Source organism: Methylocystis suflitae (genome assembly GCF_024448135.1).
Lineage (GTDB): Bacteria > Pseudomonadota > Alphaproteobacteria > Rhizobiales > Beijerinckiaceae > Methylocystis > Methylocystis suflitae.
The window spans coordinates 1-14,225 of the sequence record NZ_JAMRYX010000004.1; the positions used below are offsets into that span (position 1 = coordinate 1).

The following is a 14,225-nucleotide window of genomic DNA, read 5'->3' on the forward strand; positions in this document are numbered from 1 at the left end:
AAGAACCCCAGTTTCTTTTCGCTGTAGCTCACCAGCATGTTCTTCGTCTGCTGATAGTGATCGAGCATCATCCTGTGATTCTCGCGGCCGATGCCCGATTGTTTGTAGCCGCCGAAAGCGGCATGCGCCGGATAGGCGTGGTAGCAGTTCACCCAGACGCGCCCCGCCTGAATGGCGCGGCCGAAGCGATAGCAGCGGTTGGCCTCGCGGCTCCACACGCCCGCGCCAAGGCCGTAGAGCGTGTCGTTGGCGATGGCCAAGGCCTCGTCGTCGTCCTTGAAGGTCGTCACCGACACGACGGGACCGAATATCTCCTCCTGGAACACGCGCATCCGATTATGGCCTTCAAGCACGGTCGGCTTCACATAAAAGCCGCCGGCAAGGTCGCCCCCGAGCGCATTGCGTTCGCCGCCGGCGAGCACCTTGGCGCCCTCCTGCTTGCCGATGTCGATATAGCTGAGGATCTTTTCGAGCTGCTCGGAGGAGGCCTGCGCGCCGATCATGGTTTCGGGGTCGAGCGGATTGCCCTGCTTGATCTCGCCGACGCGTTTCAACGCGCGCGCCATGAAGCGGTCGTAGATCTTCTCATGCACCAGGGCGCGGCTCGGGCAGGTGCAGACCTCGCCCTGATTGAGCGCGAACATCACGAAGCCCTCGATCGCCTTGTCGAGATAGTCGTCGTCCTCGCGGGCGACGTCCTCGAAGAAGATGTTGGGCGACTTGCCGCCAAGCTCCAGCGTTACCGGAATGAGGTTCTGACTGGCGTATTGCATGATGAGCCGGCCGGTCGTCGTCTCGCCGGTAAAGGCGATCTTGGCGATCCGGTTTGATGAGGCGAGCGGTTTGCCGGCCTCGAGCCCGAAGCCGTTGACGATATTGAGCACGCCCTTGGGAAGAAGCTCGCCGACAAGCTCCGCCAACACGAGAATGCTTGCGGGCGTCTGCTCGGCCGGCTTGATGACGACGCAATTGCCGGCGGCGAGCGCCGGCGCAAGCTTCCAAACGGCCATCAGAATCGGGAAGTTCCAGGGGATGATCTGGCCGACGACGCCGAGCGGCTCATGGAAATGATAGGCGATGGTGTCGTGGTCGATTTCGGAAATGCCGCCTTCCTGGGCGCGAATGGCGCCGGCGAAATAGCGGAAGTGATCGATCGCGAGCGGAATGTCCGCGGCGCTCGTCTCGCGGATCGGCTTGCCATTGTCCCAGGTTTCGGCGGCGGCGAGGAGACCGAGATTGGCCTCCATCACGTCGGCGATGCGGTTGAGGATGATGGCGCGTTCCGTCGGGCTCGTCTTGCCCCAGGCGTCTTTCGCGGCATGCGCCGCGTCGAGCGCGGCCTCGACGTCGTCCTTGTCGGAGCGCGCGATCTCACAAATCTTCTGACCGGTGATCGGCGAGACATTGTCGAAGACGCGGCCGGATTTCGCGTCCGCCCATGCGCCATTGATGAAATTGCCGTAGCGCGGTTTGAACGGCGGTTTGAGCGCGGCGAAAGTTTCATGCTTGGTCATGGGGCGTTCCTCGCGTTTCCGCAGCGGCGGCTTTTTCTTTGAGAAAGTAGTTGGAGCGCGGCGTTACGCCAAGTGCCAGACGCCAAGCGCCCGACGCAAAGCGCCGCCCGAGCCGGGCTGTCTTAGTCGAGACACGCCTTCGCCAGCGCCTGAAACGCTCGCGCGCGATGCGACAGCGCCTGCGAGCCGTCGCCGGGGAGCGCATGTTTTTCCGCCGACATCATCTCGCCGAAGGTCTTGTCGAGCCCGTCGGGCTTGAAGATCGGATCATAGCCGAAGCCCTTCTCACCCTTGGGCGGAAAGACGAGAACGCCGTCCACACGGCCCTCGAACTGCTCGATATGGCCGTCCGGCCAGACGATGGCGAGCGCGCAGGCGAAATGCGCGCGATAGGGCGGCTTGGCGCCGCGCGCCTCAAGCTCGCGTTCGACGCGGGCGCAGGCGGCCTTGAAGTCGCGGTCCTCCCCCGCCCAGCGCGCCGAATAGACGCCGGGGGCGCCGTCGAGCGCGTCAACGCAAAGACCGGAATCGTCGGCAAAGGCGGGTAATCCGGACGCCGTCGCGGCAGCGCCCGCTTTTAGGAGCGCATTGCCGGCGAAGGTCCGTTCGGTCTCCTCGGGCTCCTCGAGGCCGAGTTCTCCCGCGGAAACCGCCTCGACGCCGTGCGGCTCGAGCAATTGCCTGAGTTCCCAAAGCTTCCCGGGATTATGCGTGGCGATCACGAGCTTGCCGGCGATTTTGCGCGGATCCATCAGATTCCTCCCGCCGCGCGGCTCCAGGCGCGCCGGCGGGGCGTCGCCATGGCGCTGACATCTCCATAACTTGCAGCGATTTGCCGCCAAATCGCCACGATCGCCCTCTGGGGGTCTTGGTCGAAGGGACGGAAGGCGCTACAAAGTTTCGTCTTGGCGCGGTTAACCCCGCCTTTACTATGCTTGGCAACGATTGAGGAGCCGCAAAGACGGTTCCGGGACGCGCCAAGCCTGACGCGGCGACTTCGCCGCTCGATTATCCCGGAATGCAAGGGACGAAATGACCTCGACCATTCTCATTGCAGACGACGATCCCGTTCAGCGTCGTCTGCTGGAAGCTATGACGCGGCGATTTGGTTACGAGGCCGAGACCGTCGAAAGCGGCGAACAGGCGATTGCGCGACTGACGCAGCCCGGCGCCAAGGCCATAGCGCTGCTCATTCTGGATCTCGTCATGCCCGACCTCGACGGCATGGGCGTGCTCACCCGGATGCGCGACATGAAACTCGCGACGCCGGTGATCGTGCAGACCGCGCATGGATCGATTGAGGCCGTCATTTCCGCGATGCGCGCCGGCGCCCATGACTTCGTGGTCAAGCCGGTCGGGGCCGAACGCCTGCAAATTTCGATCAAGAACGCGCTTTCCGCCGATGCGCTCGCCGACGAAGTGCGCCGCATCAGCCGCCGGGCGCAGGGCGCGCTGACGTTCAAGGACCTCGTCTCGCGCAGCGACGACATGGCGCGCGTCATCCGGCTCGGCCAGCGCGCGGCGCATTCCTCCATTCCGGTGCTTCTCGAAGGCGAGTCGGGCGTCGGCAAGGAGATCGTGGCGCGCGCCATCCAGGGTGCGTCGGATCGCAAAGGCAAGCCCTTCGTCACCGTCAACTGTGGCGCGCTGCCGGCCAATCTCGTCGAATCGATTCTCTTCGGCCATGAGAAGGGCGCCTTCACCGGCGCCACCGAGAAGCATAGCGGCAAATTCGTTGAGGCGAACGGCGGGACGCTGTTTCTCGACGAGATCGGCGAACTGCCGCTCGACATTCAGGTGAAGCTGCTGCGCGCGCTGCAGGAAGGCGAGATTGATCCCGTCGGCGCGAAGCGCGCGATCCGGGTCGATATTCGACTGATCTCGGCGACCAATCAAAATCTCATCGATCTCGTCAAACGCGGGCTGTTTCGCGAGGACCTTTTCTATCGGCTCAACGTCTTCCCGATCAACATTCCGCCGCTGCGCGGGCGCCGCGAGGACGTCGCCGATCTCGCCAGGCGCTTTGCGGCGCGCTTCGCCGCCGAGGAAGGCCGCAATATTCGCGGCGTGACGCCGGAAGCGCTGTCGCTGCTGACGAGCTACGACTGGCCGGGCAATGTCCGCCAATTGGAGAACGCCGTCTTTCGCGCCGTCGTGCTCGCCGACGGCGACGAGTTGACGGTCGCCGAATTTCCGCAAATCGCCGCCCATGTCGAAGGCTATGAAGTGCGCGTGCCGCCCGCGCCTGCGCCGGGCGCCCCCGCGACCGCGCCGCGCGAACGCGAGATCGTCCGCGTCGAAATCCGCGATCCGAATGCGATGTCGCTGCTTGGGGCGAACGGCGAGATGCGCACGCTCGAGGACATCGAGACCGCGACGATCCGTTTCGCCCTGACGCACTACCGCGGCCAGATGTCGGAAATTGCGCGGCGACTTGGAATTGGTCGCTCGACGCTCTATCGGAAGATGAAGGAATACGGACTCGAGGAAGCGTCAGAAAGCGACTCCGAGCCTTCGGGAACGCTGGTCGCGTAATCTGGGAGCGCATGCTTCCTTTCAGTGCGAGGGGTTTCATGACGCTGTTCGACATCGAAGCGACGACGATCGACGGCCAGCCGAGGAAGCTTGCCGATTACGCTGGCAAAGTCATGCTGGTCGTCAATGTTGCGAGCCGATGCGGCTTCACGCCGCAATACGCCGGGCTCGAAGCGCTCTACCGCAAATTCGCCGATCGGGGATTTGTCGTCCTGGGCTTTCCCTGCAATCAGTTTGGCGCGCAGGAGCCTGGCTCCGAGAAGGAGATCGCGTCCTTCTGTTCGGCGAATTACGACGTCACCTTTCCACTGTTCGGCAAGGTCGACGTCAATGGCGAGACCGCGCATCCGCTCTATCGCCTGCTCAAGCGCGAGGCGCCGGGAATATTGGGTTCCGAAGCGATCAAATGGAACTTCACGAAATTTCTCGTCGACCGCGAGGGGCATGTCGTGAAGCGTTACGCGCCGACCGACACGCCCGAGCAGATCGCGAAGGACGTTGAGGCGCTGCTGTGACCGCCATCGACGCGCGCATGATCGAAGACGGCGATCCGCTCGTCTTCGACGTGACGGTGCGCGATCAGGGAAGCGAAACGCAGCACCGCGTCACGCTCTCGCGAAAGGATCTGCTGCGGCTCGGCGGCGGCGCAGATGCGCAAAGATTTATCGACGCCGCCTTCCGCTTTCTTCTCGACCGGGAAGCAAAGGAGAGCATTCTCGCGCGTTTCGACGTGAGCGTCATTGCACGCTATTTCCCGCAGTTCGAGCAAAAGCTGCCGCACTATCTCGCCCTGAAGCGTCATTGCGACCGCAAGTGAAGCGTCGCTGACGCTCCTTGGCGCGTTTTTTCAAAACGCCGCGCGCAGGCGCAGGCCGAAGACGTTGATCGGCCCGCGCGCGCTGTTATGCGCGGGATTGACCAGCAGCTGATAGTCGAAGGTTGCGTCCATATTCTTGCCGAAGCCGATCTTGTAATAGGCTTCCATATTCTTCTCGCCGCCGTAGGAAAGCGCGCCGTCGCCGATGTAGACGCTCGTGCCGCCCAGTCCGAAATAGCGCACGCGGTCGCCATGCAGGCCGCCCAAGGCGCCGGCGACGCCGATTTCATCGTCGTCACGTCCCCATAAGGCGCCGGCCGCGACGACGCCCATCGAGAGCTGACGATCGACATCCGTGTAGGCGACCGTTTCATAGCGGCCATCGGCCATGCTGGCGCGCAGGAAGAAGCCGAGATTCGGCATCAGCTGTTGTTTGATATTTATGCCGCCGCCGGTTTTCACCGCGCGCCCCCGCGCCGTGTCGAAACGCGGCGGAAAATCGCCCGCGAGATAGGCGTAACGGATCACATCGTCAATTTTGCTAATGTATCCATTATCGCCGTAGGCGAGAAATTTGATCGCGCCCGGCTGACTGAACAGTTCATAGCGCGCCTCCAACTCGACGACCCCCATGAACTGGCGAAATATCTGTGGTTCGATTTCCTGGCCGTTGGGAACCGTCGGAAGCTGAAACACGCCGCCGCGCGCCGTCCACCAGTCCTGCTTCCATTCAACCGCAAGCCCATAGGTATAGCCCCAGGCGTCGGCGGCGTAGTCGAACGCGCCCATCGTATTAAATGCGAAGTTGAGAAAACCGGTCGTGGGATCATGCGCATAAATGTTGTCGTCGAACACGTCGCCGACGGCGAATTTCCCGAGCGTGATGATGACGCGATCCTTATCGACCTTGCCCGAAATCTGGTTTTGCGTCGACTCAAGCACCTCGCTGCGTGAGCCTTCGTCCGGATCTCTTTCTCTTTCGCCGCCTTCGTTCAATCCGATGATCTGACGCAGAAAGTAACGCTGAAACCGCATATAGGGCGCAGCGCGTCCGACCTTCGCCACAGCGCTATTTACATAGGCCGCGGCGCCCACCGAATTCGCCAAGCCATAGCCCTGGTCGATCTCGGGATTGAGATAGGCGGCCCCGCCTTCCCACAGGCGCAGTCCGAGGAAGAGATTGGTCGTCGAGCCGACATTGGCCTTGCCGCCGGACGGAAAGCTGTTGGGGCCGTCATAGAGCGCACGAAATCGTGGGTAGCCTTGAGCGACGTGAGTCGTTTGCCCGTGGACGCTATAGAGTTCCGGCGCGGCGTCGTGCGTGTTGGCGCTGTCGGCCTTGCCGCCATTATGGCCATTGCCGCCATGGCCATTGCCGCCATTATGGCCGTTGCCGCCATTATGGCCGTTGCGACCGCTTTGCGGCGTGCCGTATTCGATGGAGCCGGGAATGCGATTGTCCTGGCCGAAATGATAATTTACGCCAAAACGTAACAGATGATTTTCGTTTCGCATGCGGGACACATAGATGAAGTCCGCGCCATTATCGAAAACTTGCGTGTTCAACGACTGATTGAGGAAGAGATATTCCGCCCGCGCCGACCAATTGTCGGCGAAGGCGTATTCGAAGCCGGCGCCGATCGCATATTTCATCCGAGAGGATTGCGACCACGGCGCAGAGAAAATCGCGTCGGGTCCGCCCGCGCCGAGCGTCAAAGTCGCCGGACCTCTTGCGCCGCCCGCCGCGACCCCGCCGGTTACATAGAGTAGCGAGCGGTCCCATGCGTAGCCGACGCGCCCGCGAATGCTCGCGAAGAAATTGGCGCTTGAATTCGACACAAGCGCAAAGACGGGCGGCCCCGAATAGGCGGGTGAAGCCCGATATGCGCCCGTCGGTCCGCGCCTTCCGTCGAGCAGGCTCAGGTCCGTCTCGAACCCCCAGACCCAGGACCCTCTCTGCCAATTATATCCGGCCTGCGCGCCAACCGTGACGCCTGGGCGCGTCACGCTATCGGGATAAAGATCGAAGGCCGGCGAACCAAAGCCGCTCGTCGCCTGCAGCCGTTCGCCTCTGTGCAGCGGAAATCCACCGCCGAGACTAGCGCCAATATACATGCCGGCCCAATTGAAGACCGGCGGGGTCGTGTCGGCCGCCCGCGCGCTCGAACTCAGCGCGCATAAGGCGAAGCCAAGAAGGACGACAGAAAAAACGCATGCGACCGGGCTCTGCGGCGCCGTAAGGCCAATGCCGGCGGCGCTCGAACGCGGGTGATATCGTTCCCCTTGCATGCGCTCTCAACACCTTGCCGGCGGCGTCTCCGTTGGATAGCGATACGGATGCGCCAGAAACCAGGCGCGGCGCGAATCAGCTTTTGGCCAAATAGTAAAACTCTGTGACAGATTTTCGCAGCCGCTATTGGCGCAGTCCTTGCTTTGAACTGTAAAAAAGGCCGCCGGCCGAGGCCGCCAGAGGGAGTTCTTGCAATGGACTCACGCATAACGCAGTTCGATGAACTGGCTGGAGCGGACGGCCGCACCCGCGCCCCTTATCGCAAGCTTTCGCAATGGCTCGCGGAAACCCCGCCCGAACTCCTGGCCTCGCGCCGCGAGCAGGCGGAGCTGCTGTTTCGTCGCATCGGCATCACCTTCGCGGTCTATGGCGCGCAGGAGGCCACCGAGCGCCTCATTCCCTTCGATATTCTGCCGCGCATACTCGCCCGCAGCGAATGGGCGACCCTCGAAAAAGGTTTGATTCAGCGCGTCGCCGCGCTCAACGCGTTTCTTGCCGACATCTACGGCGCCGGCGAGATCTTGAGGGCTGGAATCGTTCCTGCCGATCTCGTCTATCGCAACCCTGCCTATTGCCCCGATATGGCGGGCCGACGCGTGCCCTACGATATTTACGTGCATATCGCCGGCGTCGACATCGTGCGCACCGACGATCAGGGCTTCTTCGTTCTCGAGGATAATGCTCGGACGCCTTCCGGCGTCTCCTATATGCTCGAGAACCGCGAAGTGATGATGCGGCTTTTCCCGGAACTCTTCGCGCTGCATCGCGTCGCGCCGATCGAAAACTATCCCGATGAGCTGCTTGCGACCTTGCGCTCGGTCGCCCCGCCGCGCGCCAACGGCGATCCGACGATCGTCTTGATGACGCCCGGCCAGTATAATTCGGCCTTCTACGAACACTCGTTTCTCGCCGATAAGCTCGGCGTCGAACTCGTCGAGGGCCGCGATCTCTTCGTGCGCGACGACGTCGTCTATATGCGCACGACCGAGGGCCCGCGCCGCGTCGACGTCATCTATCGGCGCATTGACGACGACTTCCTCGACCCGCTGTGCTTCCGGCCGGATTCGGCGCTCGGCGTCGCCGGGCTGATGGGCGCCTATCAAGCAGGCAATGTGACCCTGGCGAATGCAGTGGGCGCCGGCGCCGCCGACGACAAGGCGATGTACACCTACATGCCTGACATTATTCGGTTTTATTTGGGCGAAGCGCCGCTCCTGCAGAATGTTCCGACCTTCCGTTGCCGCGAAGCCGAAGCGCTGACCTACGTCCTCGACCATCTCGATGAACTCGTCGTCAAGGAAGTGAACGGCTCCGGCGGCTATGGCATGCTCGTGGGGCCGCATGCGGCCAAGGCGCAAATCGAGGAGTTTCGCGCCAAGCTTAAGGCGCATCCGCAGAATTTCATCGCTCAGCCGACGCTGGCGCTCTCGACATGCCCGATCGCCATGGCGAACGGCGTCGCCCCGCGCCATGTCGATCTGCGGCCCTTCGTGCTGCAGGGGGCCAATGGCGCCCGCGTCGTGCCGGGCGGTCTGACCCGGGTCGCGATGACGGAGAAGTCGCTCGTCGTGAATTCAAGCCAGGGCGGCGGCACCAAGGACACATGGGTGATCGACGACGCGTGGGTCGGCGAGGAGCCGATGGGGCAAGCGTGATAAGACGCTCGCATATGCCGCAACGACCACCGATGATCGCCAAAGCGACTCATAAACGGACGTGCTGATGCTTTCCCGCACCGCCGATAATCTGTACTGGCTCGCCCGCTACATGGAGCGCGCCGACTTTCTGGCGCGCGCCATTCAGGCGTCGCGACGCCTCGCCGCGCTGCCGAAGGCCTATGGCGGCGAAGAAACCGAGTGGGAAAGCGTGCTGCTGTCGTCGGGCGCGGCGCTGGCGTTCGAGACCTCCGGACGTCCGGTCGATGAAGCCAATGTCATCGAATTTCTCACCTTCGCGCCGGAAAATCCGGGATCGATCCGCAACTGCCTGGAGCAAGCGCGCGCCAACGCCCGCGCCGTGCGCACGGCGTTGACCATCGAAATGTGGGAGTCGATCAACGACGCCTATCTTGAAATGCGCGCGCTGGAATCGCGCGGCGTCGTCCCCTGCGCGCAGGAGCTTGCGCGCTTTCTCGAGGTCATCAAGCAGACGTCGCTGACCTATGATGGCGGCGCCTATCGCACCATGCTGCGCAACGACGCCTATTGGTTCTCGCGCGTCGGGCTTTTTATCGAACGCGCCGACAATACGGCGCGTCTGCTCGACGTCAAATATCATGTGCTGCTGCCCGAGAAGGAGATCGTCGGCGGTTCGCTCGACTATTTCCAATGGTCGGCCATTCTGCGCGCCGTATCGGCGCATACCGCCTATCACTGGGTCTATCGCACGAGCATGAAGCCTTGGCTCGTCGCCGATCTGTTGATCCTCAGACCGGAGATGCCGCGCTCGCTGATTTCCTGCTATGAGTCGATTGTGCGCAATCTCGACAATCTTGCCCGCGCCCACGGGCGCCAGGGCTCCTCGCAGCGTCACGCCCGCGGCGTCTATGGCAAGCTCGAAAAGCTGAATATGGAGAGCGTCTTCCAAGGCGGGCTGCACGAATTCGTGCAGTCCTTCATCACGGAAAACAACCGACTGGCCGCGCTCATTTCCGAGCAATATCTCTTCTGAGCGACATCAGATGCGCATCCGCATACGGCATGAAACGACCTATCGCTATGCGGAGCCGCCGCGAACGGCCGTGCAGCATCTTCGTCTGTCGCCGCGCAATCACGATGGGCAGCATGTCGTCGACTGGCGCATCGACGTCGATCGCGATTGCCGACTGGTGCAGTCGGAAGATGCGTTCGGCAACACCCTTCACCGCTTCTCTGTCGATGGGCCGATCGAATCGATCTCCACGGTGGTGGAAGGAGAGGTGACGACCTTCGACATGACCGGAGTCGTGTCAGGCGCGGTCGAGCGCTTTCCGCCGATCCTTTACATGCGCGAGACGCCGCTGACGACGCCGAGCGCCGCGATCGGCGATTTCGCACGCGAAACGACATCGAAGGAAAGCGGAACGCTCGCGAAGCTTCACGCGCTGCTTGGCGCGATTCATGAGTCGCTCACATTTGACGCCGCCGCCACGCATTCGGCGACGACGGCGGCGGAATGTTTCGAGCATCGCAAGGGCGTCTGTCAGGATTTTTCGCATCTCTTCATCGCCTGCGCGCGCGGGATCGGCGCACCGGCGCGCTATGTGAGCGGCTATTTCCTCAGCAGCGATGGCGATGATCAGGTCGCCGGCCACGCATGGGCCGAGGCCTATGTCGAGGATCTCGGCTGGGTCGGCTTCGATCCCACGCATGGCGTCGCGCCGCAGGAAAATCACGTGCGCGTCGCCGTCGCGCTCGACTATCTGGGCGCGGCGCCGATCCGCGGCGCGCACTCAGGCGGCGCGGGCGAAACGCTGGACGTCAAAGTGCGCGTCGCGCGGGCGGCGGCCTTCAGCCAATCGCAGTCGCAATCGCAATCGCAGTAGCTGGTCTCAGACTTCGGCCAATTGGCCGACGGCGGCGCGCTGGCGCCCGTCGGCGTCGATTCGCGCGCGCTCGGGCAAGCTAATTTCTTCGCATGGCGCGAAGCGCAGCCCGTATTTGTCATATTGGAAATCGCATTTGCCGTTGTGGCTGAGCGCGGTCACGACGCGCGGCCAGACGTCCTTCCTGTCCCAGCGATGATAGCGCGTATAGATCGTGTACCATTTGCCGAACTGCGGCGGCAGGCTGCGCCAGGGCGAGCCGGTTCGAAAAATCCAAAACACCGCTTCGAGAAAAAGCCGATTGTCGCGGCCTCTACAGCCTGGGTCGCCTTCTTTTCCGGGAAGGACGGGAGCGACGGCCTGCCAATGTTCGTCAGAAAGATAATTCTCAATCAATTGATCCTCCGTCGCGGCGCATTGCGACGCCGACCCGGGCGGAAGCGCCTTCGATGTGAAGGGCCGACAGGGTCGATCGGTAGCTCAATCTTAGGTTGTAATTTACAACAATACAACCTGTTTTCGGCGGGGCCGTCCGGCGCAGCGGCGCGATCAACGTGCGTTCAGCGGCCGCATGGGTTGGACGCGCGCGCGCTTGCGACTTGCGCGCCCCTGTGGCACACAGACGCCGAACGCGTCGGACGCGATTTCATGCGTTGCGGGCGGTCAAGCGCTGCAGTAGCTCAGTGGTAGAGCACTCCCTTGGTAAGGGAGAGGTCGAGAGTTCAATCCTCTCTTGCAGCACCAGCTCAATAAATTGTCTGTCAGTTCGACGCTGGACGTCAGCGGCCGCCGAAAGCGGCGGCGTCTGTTCCACGCAGTTAAAGCCCGCCGGAGAGGTCCGGCAGGCTTGTTCGATGTTGTCGAGCGGACAGATGGCGACGCGAGGCGCGCCCCGTGTCCGGAGATCTTACGAGAGGATCGAGTTCAAGCGCGAGAAGGCTTTTGAGCTATAGTCGCTCAAGGGAAGGCCTTCGAAAAAGGCCTCAACGCCTTCGGGATTCTGGCCCCAGGCGATCAGGAAGCCCGCCGCCGCCAATAGCAGCAGGGACAGCAACGCTGACGAGAGGCCGGCGAATACCCCAACCGCAAGAACGATTCCAATCTTGGTCCTGTTGCTCATCGCCATTGCTACGTCTCCTGATTGCGCCTCGTCCGCGCCCATCACTTAGATCAACATGGTTAATGAACAATGAGCGCGCAAGCTCGCCTGCGCCTGCGCCTGCGCGCAGCGCGTCGCCGCCGGCCGCCTCATGCGCAAGCGTCCCGCGTATGGGCGCGTCTGCGCGTTCCTTCGCCGCGCAACTCTTCGTCCGCGTCCCGGAACGCTGCAGGGTCGATAGCGCTAATGCGGATCGGCGCTCCCTGCGTTCAGATCGAACGCAAAATTGAGAGAGGCGTTGAATGACTGCGTATTGAGCGCGCCCGACGTGCTCGCCGGCGTATAGCCGATGGAGGTGATGTCAAATCCGGGCACCGGCGCGGCGTACCACGCCAGATAGTAGCTCGTCGTGCCTCTTGTCTGGGAGAACGTATAGTTGAAATCGACAAACCAGGACGGCGTCAGGAAATAGGTGACGCCAGCCGTCGCGGCCGCGCCCCACACCCAATGAGAATTTTGATAATTCGCAGGAAGCGCGGTTTGATTGATCGGCGCGCCTTGCGAATTGCGAAAGCCAGTCAAATTATTCAGATTCGTTCGAATGTGGGAGAGGGACGGCCCCGCGCCGAGATAGATGAACCCGTTCGAGAATGCGCGCCCGATAAAGGGCGTCAGAACGAGCTGATGGTTTATGCTCGCCTGATAGGACTGAAGATAGCCCGTCCCGAAGAAGTTAAATTCTCTATCGAAATTATTGTTTTGGCCGTCGAGCGTGACGTTAAACGCGCCAAACTGAGGGATGAGCACGTTGGACCGCGAGGATTTCGAATCCAGATATGTATAGGAAAATTTAGAGCCCCAGAGCCAGTTGGTCCCTTCAAAGCGATTGAAGTAACTGATCTGCCCAATCGGCGCGATTGCAACTTGAGGAGTCAGATTGACGCCCGTGTTCCATCCCGCAAAGCCATAGCCGAAAAGCCGTCCCAGCCGATCAATGTTATTTGAAGTTCCGGCCCAATAAAGATTCTGCTGCTCAAATGTCGTCAGATTGAGATTGCCGCCGACGCCAATCGACAGCGCCGACTTAGGCACAATAGACGTCGACGCGATGTCCGCGTCGGCGCGCGCGACCGCCGAAGGCGCGCCCCAGTCGAAATGGTAATTTACCCCCGTGCGCAGCGTGTTCCACCGCGTGCGGTTGCTCACGCTGCCGTAAACGCCGTTGTATGCGCTGCTGTCGCCGGAAACGTCGGTATAGAGATATTCAGCCTTGACCGACCAATTCGGCATGAACATCCATTCCACGCCGCCGCCCGCCGTCCAGCCCGTCCGTACGGCGGAGACCTGATTGCTCAAAGCGCCGCCGTAAGCGTTCTCGACCTCGGCGTAGGCAAAACCGCCCGTGCCATACAACAGAAGCGTCGGCAGGGGGGTGACCCCGACGCGCGCGCGCGCCGTTCCGAACCAGTGAAGGGAAACGCCGCCGCCGAGCCATCCCGGGACATAGCTGACCGCGCCATTGCTGTTCTGCAAATAGCCAGGGGAAAGGCCGCTGCCGGACAGCACGCTCGCGCCCTGAAAATCGGCTTCCGCGCCAATGACCGCGAGGGGCGAGAGCGCGTAATTATAACCGATCTGACCGCCGCCGCTGACGCCGCCGCCGGCGCCAAGAGCCGTGAGGCTGTTGGTCACGCCGCCGTTCAGGCCGTCGGGTCGCCAGATATTGCCATTGCGGGCGTCGGCGCCCCATCCGGCGCCGATGTTCACGCCCGCATAGAAGCCGGTCCAAATGGGATAGGGGACGGAAGGCGCCCCGACGCTCTGCGCGAAGGAAAGCCCAGGAACGCATGCGGAGCCGATCGCCAGAACGACATGAAATTTCGCCGCACAGACAATCGCCTTTTTCATCGCGCACCCCAAGCCAGTGGAAAAACAGGAAATTTCCTGCCAGCTTGGACTTGGCTTTAGGGGCCCAGTCAATCGGCGCGTAGCACAAAGACGCCTTTCCAAAACATTTTGTGGTTGGAATGTGTCCTTGCGGCCACATCGCCTTCTGATGATTTCAGCGCACTTAAGCGTCGCGGCTATGTCCCGAAGCGCGCCCGCGCGTTTTGGTTTCCGTCAAGCTGAGTTGAAGAATTTCAGCCTGAATAGTAGCCGACGATCGCGGCGCCGAGAAAGAAACCGATCGCGCCTAAAATCATCAGTCTCGTTAAGCCTTCCGGCATGAACTCTCTCCAGGCGGCGCCGCTCGCCTCAAATTAGCGGTCTCAACTCCAAGATCAAGAAGCGTGCGCCCAGAGCGTGGCGATCGCGTGGGCAGAAAAGAAAAGAAAAACCGCAGGCAAGCGCCTGCGGTTCGAAAAATTTGGCGCGCTCTCAGTAATTATAGAAAGCGACGCAGACGCGGTTGCCGTTATAGTCCCAGCCCCATTTCGCGCAGCGCC

The 14,225-nt window shown here is 61.9% G+C and carries 12 protein-coding genes and 1 tRNA gene; 7 read left to right on the forward strand and 6 right to left on the reverse strand.

Annotation, left to right across the window (positions count from 1 at the left end):
- Together adh and rdgB are read right to left on the reverse strand one after the other, a co-directional pair.
- The coding region (gene adh, locus NEI07_RS00160) for an aldehyde dehydrogenase (protein ID WP_256031866.1) at positions 1–1,514 on the reverse strand (1,514 nt) is incomplete at its 3' end.
- Positions 1,515–1,636: 122 nt separating this feature from the next.
- On the reverse strand, positions 1,637–2,266 hold the full coding sequence (rdgB, locus tag NEI07_RS00165) for an RdgB/HAM1 family non-canonical purine NTP pyrophosphatase (RefSeq protein WP_256031867.1): 630 nt from the start codon (positions 2,264–2,266) through the stop codon (positions 1,637–1,639).
- A gap of 280 nt (positions 2,267–2,546) precedes the next feature.
- Here rdgB and NEI07_RS00170 point away from each other — a divergent pair, with 280 nt between their 5' ends.
- Genes NEI07_RS00170 through NEI07_RS00180 form a run of 3 tightly spaced genes read left to right on the forward strand, consistent with a single transcriptional unit; the run spans position 2,547 to position 4,866 of the window.
- Positions 2,547–4,049, forward strand: coding sequence for a sigma-54-dependent transcriptional regulator (locus NEI07_RS00170; RefSeq protein WP_256031869.1), 1,503 nt, complete (start codon positions 2,547–2,549; stop codon positions 4,047–4,049).
- A 38-nt stretch (positions 4,050–4,087) separates the two neighbouring features.
- Positions 4,088–4,564, forward strand: coding sequence for a glutathione peroxidase (locus NEI07_RS00175; protein ID WP_256031872.1), 477 nt, complete (start codon positions 4,088–4,090; stop codon positions 4,562–4,564).
- Positions 4,561–4,866, forward strand: a complete 306-nt coding sequence (locus NEI07_RS00180) for a hypothetical protein (protein ID WP_256031873.1) — start codon at positions 4,561–4,563, stop codon at positions 4,864–4,866. Before NEI07_RS00175 ends, NEI07_RS00180 begins: the two co-directional genes overlap by 4 nt.
- 30 nt (positions 4,867–4,896) lie before the next feature.
- On the opposite strand, the gene NEI07_RS00185 is transcribed toward NEI07_RS00180, so the two are convergent.
- A complete protein-coding gene (locus NEI07_RS00185; RefSeq protein WP_256031874.1) occupies positions 4,897–7,155 on the reverse strand; it encodes a carbohydrate porin in 2,259 nt (752 codons plus the stop codon).
- A gap of 195 nt (positions 7,156–7,350) precedes the next feature.
- On the opposite strand from NEI07_RS00185, the gene NEI07_RS00190 reads away from it, so the two are divergent.
- The 3 genes from NEI07_RS00190 (at position 7,351) to NEI07_RS00200 (ending at position 10,679) form a co-directional block, all read left to right on the forward strand.
- Entirely contained in the window at positions 7,351–8,811 is a 1,461-nt protein-coding gene (locus NEI07_RS00190; protein WP_256031875.1) for a circularly permuted type 2 ATP-grasp protein, read from the forward strand.
- A 67-nt stretch (positions 8,812–8,878) separates the two neighbouring features.
- The gene (locus NEI07_RS00195; protein WP_256031878.1) at positions 8,879–9,826 is read left to right on the forward strand and encodes an alpha-E domain-containing protein; all 948 of its coding nucleotides are present in this window, start codon (positions 8,879–8,881) and stop codon (positions 9,824–9,826) included.
- A 10-nt stretch (positions 9,827–9,836) separates the two neighbouring features.
- Positions 9,837–10,679, forward strand: coding sequence for a transglutaminase family protein (locus NEI07_RS00200; protein WP_256031880.1), 843 nt, complete (start codon positions 9,837–9,839; stop codon positions 10,677–10,679).
- Positions 10,680–10,685: 6 nt separating this feature from the next.
- On the opposite strand, the gene NEI07_RS00205 is transcribed toward NEI07_RS00200, so the two are convergent.
- The gene (locus tag NEI07_RS00205) at positions 10,686–11,075 is read right to left on the reverse strand and encodes a transposase (RefSeq protein WP_256031882.1); all 390 of its coding nucleotides are present in this window, start codon (positions 11,073–11,075) and stop codon (positions 10,686–10,688) included.
- A 273-nt stretch (positions 11,076–11,348) separates the two neighbouring features.
- On the opposite strand from NEI07_RS00205, the gene NEI07_RS00210 reads away from it, so the two are divergent.
- A tRNA-Thr gene (locus NEI07_RS00210) sits at positions 11,349–11,423 on the forward strand.
- A 163-nt stretch (positions 11,424–11,586) separates the two neighbouring features.
- Here the strand turns inward: NEI07_RS00210 and NEI07_RS00215 are convergent.
- The gene (locus tag NEI07_RS00215) at positions 11,587–11,799 is read right to left on the reverse strand and encodes a hypothetical protein (protein WP_256031885.1); all 213 of its coding nucleotides are present in this window, start codon (positions 11,797–11,799) and stop codon (positions 11,587–11,589) included.
- 222 nt (positions 11,800–12,021) lie between these two features.
- Entirely contained in the window at positions 12,022–13,686 is a 1,665-nt protein-coding gene (locus NEI07_RS00220; protein ID WP_256031886.1) for an outer membrane protein, read from the reverse strand.
- Between the last annotated feature and the right edge of the window lie 539 nt (positions 13,687–14,225).